Raw genomic sequence first — 18,214 nt, forward strand, 5'->3', positions numbered from 1 at the left:
GCGCCCGTTATCAAAACTTGACCTTCGACCGGCTCGCAGTGCACCGTAGATGACTGATGGCCGGGGCCGGTTCCCCTGACAGCGCCTCGACCACCGTCGGTCCACGCCCGTGCTCAGCACGGGCGTGCTCGTGCGGGAGGCGCTGCACCGGTGCCCGGGACGCACGACGAAGGATCACTCTTGTCTTCAACCGCGGTTCGCCGTATCACCCAGGCCGGCGTCGTCGGCGCGCTCGTGCTCGGCGTCTCCGGAGTCGCCGTCATGGACAAGTCCGTCGCGCTCGACGTCGACGGCCAGCAGAGCTCGGCCCACGCCTTCGGCGGCACGGTCGCCGACGTCCTGGACAAGCAGGGCGTCGACCTCGGCGAGCGCGACCAGGTCACCCCGTCGCTCGACACCCCCGTCGCGGACGGCCAGGAGATCGTCGTGCGGTACGCCCGCCAGCTGACGATCACCGTCGACGGCGAGAAGAAGACCTACTGGACGACGGCGAGCACCGTCGGCGAGGCGATGGACCAGCTCGGTCTGCGCGGCGAGGGCGCGATCCTGTCCGCCTCGCGCAGCAAGAGCGTCGGCCGTGACGGCCTCGCCTTCTCCATGGCCACCCCGAAGGACGTCACCCTCGTCGTCGGCGGCAAGAAGTCCGCCAAGACGACGACCGGCCAGAACGTCAGCCAGGCGCTGCGCGGCATGGAGGTCACTGTCGACGGCAACGACCAGATCAAGCCCGGCAAGTGGACCGACGTCACCGACGGCATGACCATCCGCGTCGACAAGGTCGACCGCAAGGGCACGAGCCGCACCGTGGCCATCCCCTTCGACACGGTCGTCCAGAAGGACTCCTCGCTCACGGTCGGCACGACGAAGGTGAAGACCGAGGGCAGCGCCGGGTCGCGCACCAACCGCTACACGGTGACCTACAAGAACGGCAAGCCCGTCTTCACCAAGCGCACGGGCAGCACGGTCACCGCGAACCCCGTCGACCGCGTCGTGCTCCAGGGCACCAAGCCCAAGCCGCAGCCCAAGCCGGCCCCGGCCCCCGAGTCCGCGCCGGAGCCCTCGGCCCCGAGCACCCCCGCCCCGAAGCCCTCGACGCCGAGCCCGGCGCCGACGACGACGAAGAGCAGCGGCGCGGGTCTCGACACCTCGAACGCCGCGATGTGGGACCGGATCGCCCAGTGCGAGTCGACCGGCAACTGGTCGATCAACTCGGGCAACGGCTACTACGGCGGCCTGCAGTTCGACATCCAGACCTGGCTCGGTGCCGGTGGTGGCGACTTCGCCCAGCGCGCCGACCTCGCCAGCCGCGAGCAGCAGATCACCGTGGCCAACCGCGTCTACGCCGACCGTGGCCTGCAGCCCTGGGGCTGCGCCCACGCGGCCTGACCGCAGCACCACCGCAGCGACCCCCGTCGACCACCCGGTCGGCGGGGGTCGCCGCGTCCCCGCCGCCGCTCCGGGCGCGACGCAGCGGCCCTCGGACCACGCAGGACGGCCCACGCCCGCGCAGGCCGTAGGGTTCGGGGCATGACCGGCTCGGACGTGCAGCTCCTCGGCGCCGCGGCGATCCGCGAGCTCGCCGGGCGGCTCGGGGTGGCCCCCACCAAGCAGTGGGGGCAGAACTTCGTCGTCGACGCCAACACCGTGCGCCGCATCGTGCGGGCCGGTGACGTCGGCGCGCAGGACGTCGTCGTCGAGGTCGGGCCCGGTCTGGGCTCCCTGACCCTCGCCCTGCTCGAGCAGGCGCGCCGGGTCGTCGCCATCGAGATCGACCCCCGCCTGGCCCGGGCCCTGCCCGAGACCGTCGCGGCGATGGCACCGTCGCGGGCCGACGACCTCGAGGTCGTCCACGGCGACGCCCTGAGGGTCGCCGAGCTGCCCGGACCGGCGCCGACCGCTCTCGTGGCGAACCTGCCCTACAACGTCTCCGTGCCCGTCGTGCTCCACCTGCTCGCGACCTTCCCGAGCATCGAGCGGGTGCTCGTCATGGTCCAGCTCGAGGTCGCCGAGCGGCTGGCCGCCCGGCCCGGGTCGCGCACGTACGGCGTGCCGAGCGTCAAGGCCGCCTGGTACGGCGACGTGCGGCTGGCCGGCACCGTCTCGCGGAGCATCTTCTGGCCGGTGCCCAACGTCGACTCCGGTCTCGTGCGCATCGACCGGCGCGAGCCACCGGCGGTCGAGGTGAGCCGCGCCGAGGTCTTCGCGTGCGTCGACGCCGCCTTCGCCCAGCGCCGCAAGACCCTGCGCGCGGCACTCAAGGGCTGGGCCGGCTCGGCCGACGCCGCCGAGGCCGCCCTCGTCGAGGCGGGCATCGACCCCCGGACCCGTGGCGAGCAGCTCGACGTCGAGCAGTTCGCGGCCCTGGCCGCCGCCCGCACTAGGGTGACCGCATGACCTCGGTGCTCGAGACGGCCTCCGCCGTCACCGCTCGGGCGCCCGCGAAGGTCAACCTCGAGCTCGGCGTGGGGGCGCTGCGCCCCGACGGCTTCCACACCCTGTCGACCGTCTACCAGGCCGTCGGCGTCTTCGAGGAGGTCACGGTCGCGACCGCCGACGAGTGGGGCGTGAGCGTGCGCGGTCGCGACGCCGAGCTCGTGCCCACCGACGAGAGCAATCTCGCGCTGCGCGCTGCGATGATCCTCGCCGAGCGCGCCGCCGTCGAGCCGGTGCATGTTTCGATCCACAAGGACGTCCCCGTCGCGGGCGGGATGGCCGGCGGCTCCGCCGACGCGGCCGCCACCCTCGTCGCCTGCGACGCCCTGTGGGACCTCGGCCTCGGCCGCTCGGGCCTGGACCCGATCGCCGCCGAGCTCGGCAGCGACGTCCCCTTCCTCCTGCACGGCGGAACGGCCGTGGGCTCCGGCCGCGGCGAGCTCGTCACCCCCGTGCTCGCGCGGGGCAGCTACCACTGGGTCTTCGTGCCGACGCCGGCCTCGGGGCTGTCCACGCCCGAGGTCTACGCGGCCTTCGACGAGCTCTCCGCCGGTCACGACGTGCCCGAGCCGGAGCCGAGCCCGGCGATGATGGCCGCGCTGCGCCAGGGCGAGCCCGAGGCGCTCGGCGCCGTGCTGTCCAACGACCTCCAGGCCGCCGCCGTGCGCCTGCAGCCCCAGATCGGCGACGTCATCGACGCCGCGATGTCCTTCGGCGCCCTGGGCGCGATCGTCTCCGGGTCCGGCCCGACCGTCGCGCTGCTCGCTGCCGGGCAGGAGGGGGCGATCGACCTCGCCGTCTCGCTCACCGCCTCGGGCGCGGCCGCCGACGTCATCCGGGCGATCGGCCCGGTCGCCGGCGCTCACGTCATCCCCGCCCCCCGACTCACCTGATGGCCAACCTCCTCTCCCTCGAGCGCGGCCGTCTGGCGCTCGGGACGGCGCAGCTGCTCGACGGGATCACGCTGGGCATCAACGAGGGCGCCCGCATCGGCGTCGTCGGGCGCAACGGCGGCGGCAAGTCGACCCTCCTGCGCGTCCTCGCCGGTGAGCTCGAGCTCGACGACGGCCGGCTGACGCGCAACTCGGTGACGACGGTCCGCCTGCTGTCGCAGGCCGACGTCCTCTCGCCCTCCGCCACGGTGCGCGAGGTCGTCCTCGGCGGTCTCGCGGAGCACGAGTGGGCGGGCGACCCCCGGGTGCGTGACGTCCTCGACGGCCTCCTCGGTGGTCACGAGGGCGAAGGGGTCGGCGGTCTCGACGCGACGATCGGCCCGATGTCCGGCGGCGAGCGCCGCCGCGTCGCGCTCGCGGCCGCCCTCGTCGAGGACCCCGACGTCCTCATGCTCGACGAGCCGACCAACCACCTCGACGTCGAGGGGGTCGCCTGGCTCGCCGACCACCTCACCCGGCAGCGCACGGCGCGCGGCAAGGCGCTCGTGACGATCACCCACGACCGGTGGTTCCTCGACGCCGTCGCCGACCGGACGTGGGAGGTCATCGACGGGCGGGTCGAGCAGTACGAGGGCGGGTACGCCGCGTACGTGCTCGCCAAGGCCGAGCGCCAGCGGATCGCCGCGGTGACCGCGGAGCGGCGCGACAACCTGCTGCGCAAGGAGCTCGCCTGGCTGCGCCGCGGCCCGCCCGCTCGCACCTCGAAGCCGAAGTTCCGCATCGACGCCGCCAACGCGCTCATCGCCGACGAGCCGCCGCCGCGCGACGACGTCGAGCTCGTGCGCTTCGCGTCGACCCGTCTGGGCAAGGACGTCGTCGACCTGCTCGACGTCACCGTCACCGTCGGCGAGCGCACCCTGCTCGACCGGGTCACCTGGCATCTCGCGCCGGGGGAGCGCGTCGGCGTCGTCGGCGTCAACGGGGCGGGCAAGTCGACGCTGCTGCGCGTCATCGGCGGCGAGATCCCGCTCGACTCCGGCAAGCGCAAGGAGGGGGTCACCGTGCAGGTCGCCCACCTCTCGCAGGAGGTGCGCGAGCTCGACCGCCTGCGCGAGCACCGCGTCATCGAGGCGGTCGAGGAGATCCGCAAGGTGACGATGCTCGACGGCAAGGAGGTCTCGGCCTCTCAGCTCGCCAAGCGCCTGGGCTTCAGCGGCGGGCGTCAGCAGACCCGCGTCGGCGACCTCTCCGGCGGCGAACGACGCCGCCTGCAGATCCTGCGCCTGCTCATGTCCGAGCCGAACGTCCTGCTCCTCGACGAGCCGACGAACGACCTCGACATCGAGACGCTCACCCAGCTCGAGGACCTGCTCGACGGCTGGGCCGGCACGCTCGTCGTCGTCAGCCACGACCGCTACCTCCTCGAGCGCGTCGCCGACCACCAGGTCGCGCTCCTCGGCGACGGGCGGGTGCGTCAGCTGCCCGGCGGGGTCGAGGAGTACCTGCAGCTGCGCGGCGCCGCCGGACCGGTCGCGGCGATGCGCGGGTCCACGGCACCCGCCCCGGCCGCTGCGTCGGCCCCGGTGGTCGACGGGCCGAGCCCCGCCGAGGTGCGCGAGGCGCGCAAGGTCATGGCGCGGGTCGAGAAGCAGCTGGCGAAGATCGAGGAGCGCGAGGCGAAGGTCCACGCGCAGATGGCCGAGCAGGCCGGGGACCACCAGCGCCTGCGCGAGCTGCACGAGACCCTGCGGGCGGCTGCCCAGGAGCGCGAGAGCCTCGAGCTCGAGTGGCTGGAGGCCGCCGACGTCGTCGGCTGACCCCCCTTCGTCCTACCCCTCGTTCGTCCTAGCCCTCGAAGGGGGCGAGGAGGCGGCGCAGCTGCGCCACGAGGTCGGCCTGGTCGCCCGGACCGAGGTCGGCGAGGATGTCGCGCTCGCGCTCGAGCAGGTCGGCCAGGGCGGCGTCGACGGCGGTGCGCCCGTCGTCGGTGAGCCGGACGATGACGCTGCGACGGTCCCGCGGGGATGGTGCGCGCTCGACCCAGCCGCGGGCGGTGAGCCGGTCGATCCGGTTGGTCATCGTGCCGCTCGTGACGAGCGTGGCCCGCACGAGGTCACCGGGGGAGAGCTCGTAGGGCGGGCCGGCGCGGCGCAGCGTCGACAGGACGTCGAACTCCCAGCCGTCCATCCCGTGGCGGGCGAAGGCGCTGGACCGGTCGAGGTCGAGCCGGCGGGCCAGCCGCGAGATGCGCGACATGACGTGCATCGGCTCGGGGTCGAGGTCGGGGCGCTCACGACGCCAGGCGTCGACGATCTCGTCGACGTCGTCGTGGATGGGGTGACGTTCGGGCACCCGTCAAGAATACGGCCTGCCAAGTATCTTCACGTCGAGAGACATCTCTCCTAGGATCGGGGCAGACGACGCAGGAGGCCGACGATGCCGAGCTGGGACCCCACGCTGTACGAGAAGTTCGCGAGCGAGCGGACACGACCCTTCGCCGATCTCACCGCCCGGGTGGGCGCGCGCGAGCCGCGGCTCGTCGCCGACCTCGGGTGCGGCAACGGGATCGCGACCCTCACCCTCGCGCAGCGCTGGCCCCAGGCCCGCGTCGTCGGGGTCGACAGCAGCACCTCGATGCTCGAGTCGGCCCGGGCGAAGGACCTCGACGGCCGCGTCGAGTGGGTCGAGGGCGATCTGTCGACGTGGACGCTCGAGTCGCTGGGCCAGGCGCCCGACGTCGTCGTGAGCAACGCGACGCTGCAGTGGGTGCCGGGCCACCTGCGCGTCGTCGAGGGCTGGGCCGACGCCCTCGCCCCCGACGGCTGGCTCGCGCTGCAGGTGCCGGGGAACTTCGCCTCGCCGACGCACGCGATCATGCGCGAGATGGCGGTCGCGCACCCACGGGCGGCCGAGCTCGAGGCCGCGACGAAGCGCTTCGGTGCGGGGGAGCCGAGCACCTACCTGCAGATCCTCGCCGGGCGCGGTCTCGAGGTCGACGCGTGGGAGACCACGTACACGCACGTCCTCGACCCGGCCGGTGAGCAGGACAACCCTGTCCTGGACTGGGTGAGCGGGACCGGGCTGCGCCCGATCCTCGACGTCCTCACCGACGACGAGGAGCGCTCGGCCTTCCTCGCCGAGTACGGCGAGCGCGTCGCCCAGGCGTACCCCCGCACCCCGGCCGGGGTGCTCCTGCCCTTCCGACGGGTCTTCGCCGTCGGCCACAAGGTCGCCTGATGGTCGCCGTCGGCCTCCACCACGTGCAGATCGCCTGCCCGCGGGGCAGCGAGGACGACCTGCGCGCCTTCTACGGCTCCGTGCTCGGTCTGCCCGAGGTCCCCAAGCCGCCCGTCCTCGCCGCCCGCGGAGGGGTCTGGTTCGCCGTCGGCGACCAGCAGCTGCACTGCGGTGTCGAGGAGGTCTTCGCGCCCGCCCGCAAGGCGCACCCGTGCCTGCTCGTCGAGGACGTCGACGAGGTGGCTGCGGCCGTCGAGGTCGCCGGCCGGCCCGTGCGGTGGGACGAGGCGATCCCCGGTGTCCGGCGCTTCCACACCGACGACCCGGTGGGCAACCGCGTCGAGATCCAGCAGGTCTGAGGGGTCGGCGACCCGTCAACTACCCTGGGGGCGCCGCCGCACGGCGGCGTTCCCCGGTTGGTCTGCCGGCAGGGCCCGCCTGACTTTGAATCAGGACAAGCGACGCAGGTTCGACTCCTGCCCGGGGAGCGCAGGTGCGGGCGCGTCGCGCCCTGGGCGTCCCCCCTTCGCCCGGGGTCCCGGTCAGGTCGGCGGGGGCAGTCGCGGGTGGTCGGTCGGGTAGATCCCGACCGCGAAGCCGTACGTCGTCTCGCCGGAGCGCGGGAGGCGGTCGAAGTCGTCGACGAGCTCGCTCATCCGCTGCCAGAAGGCCGATGCCTGCTCGGGCGCGATGCGTGCGTGCCGGACGAAGCCCCACAGCTCGCCACGCTCGAAGGCCGGTCCCGACTCGGCGGCCGCCACCTCGAAGTCGTTGAAGTCCCGCGGCATCTCCTCGCCCGACGAGCCCTGGGGGGCGACGTAGAAGAGCCGTGCTGTCCGCCCGTAGAGGCGCTCCTCGACGGCCCGGACGCGCCGGGTGCTCACGACCCGGAGCAGGTCGGCGCGCACGAGGACGGCGACGTGGTGGGCGACGGTGCTCTTCGGGCGGTCCAGGGCGCTCGCCAGCTCGGTCACCGACGCCGCGCGCTCGAGGAGCAGCTGGAGGATCGTCGTGCGCAGGGGGTGGGCGAGCGCACGCACCTGGGCGGGCTGGGTGAGCGCCATCCGGTCGGCGAGCTCGTGGCCCGGGGGGTTGTCCTCCATGCCGCACGAGACTACCGTCGTCGAACGTTCCACATCAGTGGATCATTCGTCGAGGAGGACGTCATATGGCCGAGGTGCTGCTCTACCACCACATCCAGGGGCTGACGCCGGGCGTCGTCGCCTTCGCCGACGCCCTGCGCGAGGCGGGGCACGCCGTGCACACGCCCGACCTCTTCGAGGGGCGGACCTTCGCGAGCATCGAGGAGGGCTTCGGGTACGCCCGCGAGGCCGGGCTCGACGTCGTGCGCCGCCGGGGTGCCGACGCCGTCGACGGGCTGGGGGAGGCGCTCGTCTACGCCGGGTTCTCCTTCGGCGTGACGATCGCCCAGCAGCTGGCCCAGACGCGACCCGGCGCCCGCGGCGCCCTGCTGCTCTGCTCGTGCATGCCCGTGGCCGAGTACGGGGAGCGGTGGCCGCAGGACGTGCCCGTGCAGGTGCACGGCAAAGAGGGGGACGAGTTCTTCGACGAGGACCTGCCCGCCGCCCGCGAGCTCGTCGCGTCGAGCGAGTGGGCCGAGCTCTTCGTCTACCCCGGCGACGAGCACCTCTTCGCCGACTCCTCGCTCGACGCCTACGACCCCGACGCGGCCGCGCTGCTGCTCGAGCGGGTCCGCGCCTTCCTCGCCCCGCTCTGAGGGGCGAAGGGGGGCCGCCTGGCATCGTCGGTTCGGCCGCTCCCTTCGCCCCTGGGTAGAGTGTCGAGGTCCCGACGGGACATCCCTGACCCGAGCAGCTGGGAGCAGCACGTGAGTGACGCCCGCCCGTCCGCCGTCATCATCCTCGCCGCCGGCGAGGGCACGAGGATGAAGAGCAAGACCCCGAAGGTCCTCCACCCGATCGGCGGCGACACCCTCCTCGGGCACGCGATGCGGGCGGCCAGCGGTGCTGGTGCCGACTCGACCGTCGTCGTCATCCGCCACCAGCGCGACCGGGTCGCGGCCTACGTCGAGGAGCGCAACGCCTCGTCGGGCACGCCGGTGATCGTCGCGGACCAGGACGAGGTCAAGGGCACCGGCCGTGCCGCCGAGTGCGGTCTCGACGCCCTCCCGGCGGACCTCACGGGCACCGTCGTCGTGACGATGGGCGACGTCCCGCTGCTCACCGCCGAGACGATCTCCGCCCTCACCGCCGCGCACGTCGAGGCCGGCGCGGTCGCGACCGTCATGACCTCCGTCCTCGAGGACGCGAAGATGTACGGCCGGATCATCCGCGGCGCCGACGGCTCGGTCGAGCGGATCGTCGAGTTCAAGGACGCGACGGAGCCCGAGCGCGCGGTCCGCGAGATCAACTCCGGCATCTACGCCTTCGACCTCGACGTGCTGCGTCGTCAGCTGCCGCGCGTCGGCACCGACAACGCGCAGGGCGAGAAGTACATCACCGACGTCATCGCGCTCGCCCGCGAGGAGGGCGGCCACGTCATCGCGCACGTCCTCGAGGACCTGTGGCAGACCGAGGGCGTCAACGACCGCACCCAGCTCGCCCAGCTCGGCCGGGTGCTCAACGACCGGGTCTGCGAGCGGCACATGCGGGCCGGCGTGACGATCGTCGACCCCGCGACGACGTGGATCGACGTCGACGTGACGATCGGCGCTGACACCGTGATCCGCCCGGGCACCCAGCTGCTCGGCGCGACGAGCATCGGCGAGGACGTCGTCGTCGGCCCCGACGTCACACTCGTCGACACCGAGGTCCACGACGGCGCCGAGGTCAAGCGTGCCGAGGCCCACCTCGCCGTCATCGGCGCCGGCGCGACCGTCGGCCCGTACAGCTACCTGCGCCCCGGCACCGAGCTCGGTGCGAAGGGCAAGATCGGCGGCTTCGTCGAGACGAAGAACGCGAAGATCGGCGACGGGGCCAAGGTCCCGCACCTCACCTACTGCGGCGACGCGGTCATCGGCGACGGGGCCAACATCGGCGCCGGCACGATCTTCGCCAACTACGACGGGGTGAGCAAGGGCCGCACGAACGTCGGGGCCCACTCCTTCGTCGGCAGCAACTCCGTCCTCGTCGCACCGCTCGACATCGCCGACGGCGCCTACGTCGCCGCCGGGTCCGCGATCACCGGGGCCGTCGAGCCCGGCCAGATCGCCATCGCCCGCGGCCAGCAGCGCAACGTCGACGGCTGGGTCGAGCGTCGCCGCGCCGGCACCGCGACCGCCCAGGCGGCGCAGGCGGCGCAGTCCGCCCCGCACACCAGCTGACCCCCTCCGCACACCCCCTGCAGCACCGCACGAAAGTCGAGGCACCGTGACCGGCATCCAGAAGACCCCCGAGAAGAACCTCATGGTCTTCTCCGGGCGCACCCACACCGCGCTCGCAGAAGAGGTCGCGGCCTCCCTGGGCACCGACCTCGTGCCCACGAGCGCCTACGAGTTCGCCAACGGCGAGATCTACGTGCGCTACGAGGAGTCGGTGCGTGGCTGCGACGCCTTCGTCATCCAGAGCCACGCGACGCCGATCAACGAGGCGATCATGGAGCAGCTCATCATGGTCGACGCCCTCAAGCGTGCGAGCGCGAAGCGGATCACCGTGGTGCAGCCCTTCTACGGCTACGGGCGCCAGGACAAGAAGCACAAGGGGCGCGAGCCGATCAGCGGCCGGCTCATGGCCGACCTCTTCAAGACCGCCGGTGCCGACCGGCTCATCTCGGTCGACCTGCACACCGACCAGATCCAGGGCTTCTTCGACGGCCCCGTCGACCACCTCATGGCGATGCCGATCCTCGCCCGCCACGTCCGCGAGAAGTACGGCGACCGCCAGCTCGCCGTCGTCTCCCCGGACGCCGGCCGGATCAAGGTCGCGGAGCAGTGGTCGCGTCAGCTCGGCGGGGCACCGCTGGCCTTCATCCACAAGACGCGTGACATCTCGCGCCCGAACGAGACCGTCGCCAACCGCGTCGTCGGCGAGGTCGAGGGCCGTCTGTGCGTGCTCGTCGACGACATGATCGACACCGCCGGCACGATCACCAAGGCCGCCGACGCGATCATGGCCGAGGGCGCCGCGGGCGTCGTCATCGCCGCGACCCACCCGATCTTCTCCCCGCCGGCCGTCGAGCGGATGACCGCGTGCTCGGCCGAGGAGATCATCGTGACCAACACCCTCCCGCTGACGCCCGAGCAGCACTTCGAGGGGCTGACCGTCCTGTCGATCGCGCCGCTCATCTCGGCCGCGATCCGTGAGGTCTTCGAGGACGGGTCGGTGACCTCCCTCTTCGAGGGCCGCGCCTGACCTCCCTTCGCCCCACCTCGCAGAGGTGAGCACGAATCGCCGCTACGCCCAGGACGTAGCGGCGATTCGCGCTCACCCGGCCGCTCCGCCGAGCAGGCCCCGCAGCAGCGACACGAGGTCTGCGAGGCGAGACCCCCGGAGGTCGTCCGCAGTGATCCGCAGGACGCGCCAGCCGAGGGACTCGAGCCGTCGTACCCGGGTGATGTCCAGCCGCCACTGTGCCCGATCTGTCCGGTGGTGGTCGCCCTCGTACTCGACCACGACCTTCGCATCCGGCCAGACCAGGTCGCAGCAGGCCACCTCCTCGCCGTCGTCGGTGCAGATCCGTGCGTTGAGGAGCGGCTCCGGCAGGCCCGCCTGAGCGAGCGCGAGCCGCGTCCTCGTCTCCATCACCGAGCGTGACCCGACGCGGACGAGCGCAGCCGCGTCGCGCAGACGAGCCGATCCGAGACGCCGCGTGCGGGCGACCCGGTGCAAGCCAGCGAGCAGCTCGGGCCGACCGCGCACGACGCAGTCGCCGACGGCGACCAGGTCGTCGCGGGTCAGGCCCACGGCACCCAGGTCCGCCCACGTCTCAGCACGGGTCGTGACGGGCAGCCCGCGCACTGACGTCGTGGCCCGCGTCTCGAGACCACGGTGCCCGGTGATGCCGGGTCGGCGCACCTGAGCCTGCGCCGTGGGCCTGATGACGTGGAGCCGCTCGTCGGCGTCGGTCCAGGTCGGGAGGGGCAGAGCCCAGATCCGTGCGGCGGTGAGGTGCGAGTAGGCGAAGGGGGCGGGCAGCCCGAGCGCGACGGCGGCGAGCCGGGCGTCGCCGTCGAGGCGATCGAGGCTGTGGACCCCGTGGGTCACCGCGACGAGGTCACCTCGGCGCAGCCTCTGGTCGGCGACGCCGGCGACGCCGGCATCAGCGCTCGTGAAGGCCCGTCCCAGTGACCTGGGGAGCGGCCGCGGTGCGCGGGGCATGCCCTCGATGGTGCCGAGAAGCCCGGTGGGCGCCGACGGGCTGTCCACAGCAACTCCCGGTGAGCGCGAATCGCCGCTACGCAGTCGTCGTAGCGGCGATTCGTGCTCACCCCCGGGAGGGTGGACGGGCGAGCCGGGGTGGGGGTGCCCGGGCGAAGGGGGAGTCAGTCGCCCTGGCGGGAGCGGTAGGCGGCGGCGGCGAGGCGGTTGCCGCAGCCCCCCTCGCAGTAGCGCTTCGAGCGGTTGCGCGAGAGGTCGACGACGACGTCGTCGCAGTCGTCGGCCGCGCAGATGCGCAGCCGGCCGAGCTCGTCGGCCCGGATGACGTCGACGAAGGCCATCGCCGCCTCGACCTGCATGCGGCGGGCGAGCGGCGCGTCGGGCGAGGTCGCGTGGATGTGGAAGCCGTAGCCGTCGTGGTCGACGAGCTGGGGGAGTGCCTGGCCGTCGCGCAGCAGCGCGTTGACGAGGTCGACGACGCGCTCCGGGTCGTCGGCGGCCAGCCACACCTCGCGCAGCCGGGGCCGCAGCGCCCGCACCTGCTCGAGCTCGGCCTCGTCGCCCACCCGGCGCCCGGTCCAGCCCCAGTGCCCGAAGAAGTCCTCGAGCTGCGCGACGCTCGAGAGCGTGTCGCCGTCGGCGTCGGGGAAGGCCCCGACGGCGGTGTTGACCAGGGCCGCGGTACCGCGCAGCGCATCGTTGGTGTCATGACCAAAAGACATCTTGACTCCTGACGTCGGGGGCGCATATCGTCATCACCATCAGTCTATGTCACTCATGACGACCACTCGAGGAGGTCCCCGTGACCCAGCGTTCCACCCCCTTCGTCGCCGGTCTCGCGGTGGCCCTCTTCTCGGCGGCGACCTTCGGCTCGTCGGGCACCTTCGGCGCCTCGCTCATGCAGGCCGGCTGGACGCCCGGGGCGATCGTCACCGCGCGCATCACCGGCGCGGCGCTGCTCATGCTCGTGCCGGCGCTCGTGGCCCTGCGCGGCCGCTGGGCCCTGCTGCGCCGCAACCTGCCCAAGGTCGCCGCGTACGGCGTCGTCGCCGTCGCCGGCTGCCAGCTCGCCTACTTCAACGCCGTCGACCACCTCTCGGTCGGCGTCGCGCTGCTGCTCGAGTACCTGGCGCCTGTCCTCATCGTCGGCTGGATGTGGCTGCGCCACGGCCGCCGCCCGAGCCGGCTGACCGTCGCCGGCGTCGCCGCCGCGGTGCTCGGTCTCGTGCTCGTCCTCGACGTCTTCTCCGGGGCTCGCGTCGACCTCGTCGGCGTCGTGTGGGGCCTGCTCGCCGCCGTCGGGCTCGTCGTCTTCTTCCTCCTGTCCTCCGACGAGGAAGACGCGCTGCCCCCGATGACCTACGCCGGTGCCGGTCTCGTCATCGGTGCGCTGAGCCTGGGTGCCGCGGCCCTCGTCGGCGTGCTGCCGCTCGCCGCCCCGACCGGCCGGGTCGACCTCGCCGGCTGGTCGGCCCCGTGGTGGGTCGCCATCGCAGAGCTCGCCGTCGTCGCGGGCGCGGTCGCCTACGTCAGCGGCATCGCGGCCGCCCGGATGCTCGGGGCGACGATCGCCTCCTTCGTCGGCCTCAGCGAGGTGCTCTTCGCCATCGTCTTCGCCTGGGTGCTCGTCGGCCAGGCCATGGCAACGATCCAGGTCCTCGGCGGTCTGGCCATCCTCGCCGGGGTCGCGGCGGTCAAGCTCGGCGAGGGAGAGCCGCCGGCTCCCGCGAGCGAGGCCGGTGCGACCGACGTCGCCGTGAGCGAGGCCGACGAGACGGCGCAGGACCACCCGGCCGGTTTTGGCCCCTCCGCGCAGGTCCACTAGGATCACCGGGTTGCCTCGGCGAGGGACGTTGCACAGTCGCAGCGATCCGTGATCGACGCGGTGGACCTCCGTGTCCTGCTGCCGTCCGTGCTGCGCCCCACGTCGAGGCCCACCGCCCGATATGACGCGACCCGCTGACACGGGTCGTCCCCCAGCTGAAGGAGCCCCGCATGTCCAGCGACGAGATCCGCATCGACGCCGAGATCCGCACCGAGTTCGGCAAGGGCGCGGCCCGCCGCATCCGCCGCGCCGACAAGATCCCCGCCGTCATGTACGGCCACGGCGAGGAGCCCCGCCACATCACCCTCCCGGGTCACGACACGATGATGGCGCTGAAGTACAACGCCAACGCGCTGCTGACGATCGTCGTCGACGGCCAGCAGGAGTACGCCCTGGCCAAGGACGTGCAGCGCCACGTCCTCAAGCCGTGGATCGAGCACGTCGACCTCGTCGTCGTCAAGAAGGGCGAGAAGGTCACCGTCGAGGTCCCCGTGCACGTCGAGGGCGAGGCCGGTCCGGAGACCATCGTCACCGTCGACGCCCAGACCCTCGAGGTCGAGGCCGACGTCACGAGCATCCCCGAGTCGATCGTCGTCTCCGTCGAGGGCCTCGAGGCCGGCACCCAGGTCCTCGCCTCCGAGGTCGAGGTCCCCAAGGGCTCCACCCTCGTCACCGACCCCGAGACGCTCGTCGTCAACATCACCGAGCAGATCTCCGCCGAGGCCCTCGAGGCCGAGCTCGCCGAGGCCGAGGCCGAGGCCGGTGTCGAGCGCGACGAGTCCGAGGACGAGACCGAGGGCTCGCCGAGCGACAAGCAGCTCGCCGAGGGCGACGCCCCCATGGAGTCCCCCGAGGACGGCAACCCGGAGGCCTGATCCTCCGACACGCACCTCGACGAAGGGGGAGCCGAGCCCGAGCGGGTTCGGCTCCCCCTTCGTCATGTGTCTACGCTTGCGCCTCGTGAGCGAGCAGACGTGGCTGGTGGTCGGCCTGGGCAACCCCGGGGAGAAGTACGCGGGCAACCGCCACAACGTCGGGGCGATGGTCGTCGAGGAGCTGGCCCGGCGGGCGGGGACGAGCCTGCGGGCCCACAAGGCCGGGGCCCGCGCCGAGTCCACCCGCCTCGCGCCGCCCGGCGGCGGTCTCGGGCCGCGCGTCGTGCTCGGCGTGCCGACGGCGTACATGAACGTCTCCGGCGGCCCGACGAAGGCGCTCGCCAGCTTCTTCTCCGCCGACGTCGACCATCTCGTCGTCGTCCACGACGAGCTCGACATCCCCTTCGGCGAGGTGCGGCTCAAGCAGGGCGGCGGCGAAGGGGGCCACAACGGCCTGCGCTCGATCACGAGCTCCTTCGGGACGAAGGACTACCTGCGGGTGCGGGTGGGGATCGGCCGCCCGCCGGGCCGCATGGACCCGGCGAGCTTCGTCCTCAAGGACTTCTCGAGCACCGAGCGCCCCGAGCTGCCCTTCCTGCTCGACGACGCCGCCGACGCGGTCGAGCTGCTCGTGCACCGCGGGCTCACCGACGCCCAGCAGGTCGTCCACGCCCCGCGCCCCTGACCTCGTCCGGGGCGCAGCCCGGACGAGGGGTGGCTCAGGCGCCGCCCTTGAGCTGCTGGAGGCGGGCCTCGATCTCGGCGTCGTGCGAGTGGTCCTCGAGCTCGGCGAACTGGTCCTCGATGCTCGTCGACTGGGCCTCCGCGCGGCCGGCGACCATCGCCTCCTGGTGCTTGATCTTGTCCTCGAAGCGGGACAGCTCGCTCGTGGGGTCCATGACGTCGATCGAGCGGATCGCGCCCTGCACCCGCTCCTGGGCCTCGGCCGAGCGGGCCCGCGCGACGAGCTGGTCGCGACGGCCCTTGAGGTCCTCGAGCTTCGTGCGCATCTGGGTCAGCCCACCCTTGAGCTGCTCGACCGTCGCGTTCTGCGCCTGGATGCGCGGCTCGGCCTCGGTGACCTCTCCCTCGAACTGGATCTGGCGCTGCAGGGCGACCCGGGCCAGCCCGTCGAACTTGTCGGCGCCGGCGGTGTCGCCCGCCCCGCGCAGCTGGTCGGCCTTGCTCGACGCGGCGCCGGCCTTGCGGCCCCACTCGGTGGCTGCGGCGCGGTCCTCCTCGAGGTCGGCCTCGGCCAGGCGCACCCCGGCGATGGTCTGCGCGACGGCCTCCTCGGCCTCGGCGATCGAGCTCGTGTAGTCGCGCACGAGCTGGTCGAGCATCTTCTCGGGGTCCTCGGCCCGGTCGAGCATCGAGTTGATGTTCGCCTTCGCCAGCTGGGCGACGCGGCCGAGGAGGGTCTGCTTCTGGGTCATCGTTGGCCTTCCTGTCTCGGCGCGGTCGCGCCGGTGGTGGTGCTGCGGATGGGTGTGGTGCGCTCGAGGTGGTGGGTCGTCGTGGTCGTCCGGCGAAGGGGGTGCCGCGCCGGCGGGCCGGGGGAGCGGGTCAGAAGCGACCACCCCCGCCGAAGCCGCCGCCTCCGCCACCCCCGCCGCCGAAGCCTCCTCCGAAGCCGCCGGAGCTGCCGCCCCAGCCGCCCCCGCGGCTGCCGCCTCCGAAGCCCCCGGAGAGGATGCCGCCGAGGATGATCGAGGTGGGGTCGAGCCCACGGCTGCCGCCCCCGAAGCCCCCGCCGTAGCCGCCCCGGCCGCCGCTGCGCCAGTCGTCGACGTCGCTCCGGGCGGTGGATAGGGCCCGCTCGCCGAGGCGCTCGGCCTGGCCGAGGAGGTCGTCCGCACGGTCGGCGTCCGTGGCGGTGGCCTGCTCTGCCTGCGCGAGGAGCTGGTAGGCCTGGTCGATGTCGGTGCGGGCCTCGACGGACACGGCGCCCCGGGTGCGCGAGATCGTCGCCTGGACCGAGTCGAGCCGCGCGCGCACGGTCTGCGCCCGGCGTGCGACGAGGTCCGCGGCGCGCCGGCGCACCTCGTCGGCCTCGCGGTGCGGGGCGAGCGCGGCGTCGAGGTCGCGCTCGGCGCTCGTCAGCGCGCTGAGGGCGGCGAGGGGGTCGCCGCCGGAGCGGGCGCGCACCCCGTCGTCGATCGCCGTGCGGGCCGCGGCGAGCGCGGTGGTCGTCAGCTGGTCGTGCGCGCCGAGGCGCTCGGCGTCGGCGACGTCGGAGGTGATCGAGGCGAGCGCCCGGTCGAGGTGCCCCGCCGCGTCGGCGAGCACGCCCTGCGCGCCGGAGACGGCGTCAAGAGCGGCCACCGCCTGCCCGAGGGCGTCCTCCGCCGCTCGGGCGGCAGCGACGGCGGCGGGTCGGTTGTCGCCCTGGGCGAGGTGCTCGCGCCCGGTGGCGACGAGCTCGCGGGCCGAGGCGACCAGGCCACGGGCCTGCTCGACGTCGTGCCCGACCGAGACGAGGGCCTCGGGCGGGTGGGTGGCGCGCAGCCCGGCGAGCTCCTGCTCGGCGACGGGGATGCGCTCCTCGACCTCGCCGGCGCGCACGCCGAGGTCGGCGAGCACCTCGGGCACCCGCGACTGCAGGTCGCGCAGCCGGACGAACTCCTCCTCCTCGGCGTCGAGGCGGGCGTCGGCGTCGGCGGCCAGGGCGAGGATGCGCTCGTAGCCGGCGCGGGCCCGGGCGGGGTCGAGGGTGCCCTGACGCTGCGCGTCGTCGAGCTCGCGCTGCACGCCGAAGGCCTCGCTCGCCTGGGCGCGGGCCGCGGCGAGGGTCTGCTCGAAGCGCAGGGTGGCCTGGGTGCCGAACTGCGCCTGCGCGAAGGTCAGCTCCTCGGCCGAGGCGCGCAGGGCGTTGTCGAGGTCGACGAGCGCGGTCCCCGCCCGCGAGCGGACCGACTCGAGCGGCTCGGCCTGCTCCGGCGGCGCGTCGACGCCCGTGCCGCCCGCGGCGCCGGCCCGCGAGCGGCGGCGGCTGAGCAGCAGCCCGCCCACGCCCGCGGCGCCCGCGATCCCCGCGAAGGGCAGCCAGCCCGGGATGCTGCTGCCGGTGAGGGCGTCGGCATACCCGTCGGCGGCCGCGACGACCGCCCCGCCCCAGTCGTCGCGGCCGAGGGCCGGCTCGATGTCCTGCGAGCGGACCTGCTGGTCGTCGCTCTCGGACAGGCCCGACTCCTCGCTCGCCCACGTGCCGTAGCGCCGGTCCTCGACGGCCACGGCGAGGAGCACGTCGTCGCCGCCCATGCCCGAGCCCTCGTAGGTCTGCTGCGCCCAGGCCGAGCCCTCAGTGCCGTCGAAGGAGTCGACGTAGACGACGAAGAGCTGGATGCCCGCGTCACGGGCGCGCTGCAGGGCCTCGTCGTACTGGCCGAGGTCCCCGAGGACGCCGGCCTCGTCGGTGACCTGCTCGCGCAGGTCCATCGGCTCGGTCGTGGGGGCAGCGGGTGCGGCGCTCACGGGTGGGGGAGCGGCGGCGGCTGCGGCGCACGCCGGACCTGCCCCGAGGGCGATCATCACGGCGGCTGCGGCCGGCCAGCGGCGCACGCCGCCCGCCCCGCGCTCGGTCGTCCCTGTGCGTGCCCGGCACCCCATGCCCTGACCCTGCCACACCGCACGGGCGCTGCAGGGCCGGGCGTG

At 73.6% G+C, this 18,214-nt stretch carries 18 protein-coding genes and 1 tRNA gene; 13 read left to right on the top strand and 6 right to left on the bottom strand.

Translation table 11 applies throughout. The features are described 5' to 3' along the window. The first annotated feature begins 180 nt into the window (after window positions 1–180). From EEW87_RS17185 to EEW87_RS15975, 4 genes are all read left to right on the top strand, one after another. Window positions 181–1,386, top strand: coding sequence for a resuscitation-promoting factor (locus tag EEW87_RS17185; RefSeq protein ID WP_275898486.1), 1,206 nt, complete (start codon window positions 181–183; stop codon window positions 1,384–1,386). A gap of 141 nt (window positions 1,387–1,527) precedes the next feature. Further along, entirely contained in the window at window positions 1,528–2,394 is an 867-nt protein-coding gene (rsmA, locus tag EEW87_RS15965; protein ID WP_123091252.1) for a 16S rRNA (adenine(1518)-N(6)/adenine(1519)-N(6))-dimethyltransferase RsmA, read from the top strand. Beyond that, window positions 2,391–3,326 (top strand): 4-(cytidine 5'-diphospho)-2-C-methyl-D-erythritol kinase, encoded by a 936-nt coding sequence (locus EEW87_RS15970; RefSeq protein WP_123091251.1) that lies wholly within the window; start codon window positions 2,391–2,393, stop codon window positions 3,324–3,326. Before rsmA ends, EEW87_RS15970 begins: the two co-directional genes overlap by 4 nt. Next, window positions 3,326–5,143 carry an ABC-F family ATP-binding cassette domain-containing protein gene (locus EEW87_RS15975; protein WP_123091250.1) on the top strand — a complete coding sequence of 606 codons (1,818 nt, stop codon included), beginning with the start codon at window positions 3,326–3,328 and terminating at the stop codon, window positions 5,141–5,143. Before EEW87_RS15970 ends, EEW87_RS15975 begins: the two co-directional genes overlap by 1 nt. A gap of 28 nt (window positions 5,144–5,171) precedes the next feature. Here the strand turns inward: EEW87_RS15975 and EEW87_RS15980 are convergent, their stop codons facing one another. After that, a complete protein-coding gene (locus EEW87_RS15980) occupies window positions 5,172–5,678 on the bottom strand; it encodes a MarR family winged helix-turn-helix transcriptional regulator (protein ID WP_275898487.1) in 507 nt (168 codons plus the stop codon). An 84-nt stretch (window positions 5,679–5,762) separates the two neighbouring features. Here EEW87_RS15980 and EEW87_RS15985 point away from each other — a divergent pair, with 84 nt between their 5' ends. From EEW87_RS15985 to EEW87_RS15995, 3 genes are all read left to right on the top strand, one after another. Then, a complete protein-coding gene (locus EEW87_RS15985) occupies window positions 5,763–6,563 on the top strand; it encodes a methyltransferase domain-containing protein (protein ID WP_123091249.1) in 801 nt (266 codons plus the stop codon). Continuing rightward, a complete protein-coding gene (locus EEW87_RS15990) occupies window positions 6,563–6,922 on the top strand; it encodes a VOC family protein (RefSeq protein ID WP_123091248.1) in 360 nt (119 codons plus the stop codon). Before EEW87_RS15985 ends, EEW87_RS15990 begins: the two co-directional genes overlap by 1 nt. Window positions 6,923–6,972: 50 nt before the next feature. Continuing rightward, window positions 6,973–7,051: transfer RNA gene (locus tag EEW87_RS15995), tRNA-Gln, on the top strand. Window positions 7,052–7,105: 54 nt separating this feature from the next. Here the strand turns inward: EEW87_RS15995 and EEW87_RS16000 are convergent. Beyond that, entirely contained in the window at window positions 7,106–7,666 is a 561-nt protein-coding gene (locus EEW87_RS16000; RefSeq protein ID WP_123091247.1) for an ArsR/SmtB family transcription factor, read from the bottom strand. A gap of 65 nt (window positions 7,667–7,731) precedes the next feature. Between EEW87_RS16000 and EEW87_RS16005 the strand changes: the two genes are divergently transcribed. The 3 genes from EEW87_RS16005 (at window position 7,732) to EEW87_RS16015 (ending at window position 10,894) form a co-directional block, all read left to right on the top strand. Beyond that, the gene (locus EEW87_RS16005) at window positions 7,732–8,301 is read left to right on the top strand and encodes a dienelactone hydrolase family protein (RefSeq protein ID WP_123091246.1); all 570 of its coding nucleotides are present in this window, start codon (window positions 7,732–7,734) and stop codon (window positions 8,299–8,301) included. A gap of 111 nt (window positions 8,302–8,412) precedes the next feature. Beyond that, a complete protein-coding gene (glmU, locus tag EEW87_RS16010; protein ID WP_123091245.1) occupies window positions 8,413–9,867 on the top strand; it encodes a bifunctional UDP-N-acetylglucosamine diphosphorylase/glucosamine-1-phosphate N-acetyltransferase GlmU in 1,455 nt (484 codons plus the stop codon). Window positions 9,868–9,913: 46 nt separating this feature from the next. Then, the gene (locus EEW87_RS16015; protein ID WP_123091244.1) at window positions 9,914–10,894 is read left to right on the top strand and encodes a ribose-phosphate diphosphokinase; all 981 of its coding nucleotides are present in this window, start codon (window positions 9,914–9,916) and stop codon (window positions 10,892–10,894) included. Between the two features lie 72 nt (window positions 10,895–10,966). On the opposite strand, the gene EEW87_RS16020 is transcribed toward EEW87_RS16015, so the two are convergent. Next, window positions 10,967–11,860 carry an endonuclease domain-containing protein gene (locus EEW87_RS16020; protein ID WP_148041539.1) on the bottom strand — a complete coding sequence of 298 codons (894 nt, stop codon included), beginning with the start codon at window positions 11,858–11,860 and terminating at the stop codon, window positions 10,967–10,969. 164 nt (window positions 11,861–12,024) lie between these two features. Further along, on the bottom strand, window positions 12,025–12,582 hold the full coding sequence (locus EEW87_RS16025) for a CGNR zinc finger domain-containing protein (RefSeq protein ID WP_123091242.1): 558 nt from the start codon (window positions 12,580–12,582) through the stop codon (window positions 12,025–12,027). A gap of 80 nt (window positions 12,583–12,662) precedes the next feature. Here EEW87_RS16025 and EEW87_RS16030 point away from each other — a divergent pair, with 80 nt between their 5' ends. The 3 genes from EEW87_RS16030 to pth all read left to right on the top strand — a co-directional run bounded on the left by EEW87_RS16030 (window position 12,663) and on the right by pth (window position 15,245). Then, complete coding sequence (locus EEW87_RS16030; RefSeq protein ID WP_123091241.1) at window positions 12,663–13,685, top strand: EamA family transporter; 1,023 nt, start codon at window positions 12,663–12,665, stop codon at window positions 13,683–13,685. A 170-nt stretch (window positions 13,686–13,855) separates the two neighbouring features. After that, window positions 13,856–14,560: a 50S ribosomal protein L25/general stress protein Ctc gene (locus tag EEW87_RS16035; RefSeq protein WP_123091240.1), complete on the top strand. Its 705-nt coding sequence runs from the start codon at window positions 13,856–13,858 to the stop codon at window positions 14,558–14,560. Between the two features lie 64 nt (window positions 14,561–14,624). Beyond that, a complete protein-coding gene (gene pth, locus EEW87_RS16040; RefSeq protein ID WP_123091239.1) occupies window positions 14,625–15,245 on the top strand; it encodes an aminoacyl-tRNA hydrolase in 621 nt (206 codons plus the stop codon). A gap of 34 nt (window positions 15,246–15,279) precedes the next feature. On the opposite strand, the gene EEW87_RS16045 is transcribed toward pth, so the two are convergent. After that, complete coding sequence (locus EEW87_RS16045) at window positions 15,280–15,996, bottom strand: PspA/IM30 family protein (protein WP_123091238.1); 717 nt, start codon at window positions 15,994–15,996, stop codon at window positions 15,280–15,282. Between the two features lie 130 nt (window positions 15,997–16,126). After that, window positions 16,127–18,169, bottom strand: a complete 2,043-nt coding sequence (locus EEW87_RS17190; protein ID WP_123091237.1) for a TPM domain-containing protein — start codon at window positions 18,167–18,169, stop codon at window positions 16,127–16,129. Window positions 18,170–18,214 lie beyond the last annotated feature (45 nt).

The organism is Janibacter melonis (assembly GCF_003721155.3).
GTDB lineage: Bacteria > Actinomycetota > Actinomycetes > Actinomycetales > Dermatophilaceae > Marihabitans > Marihabitans melonis.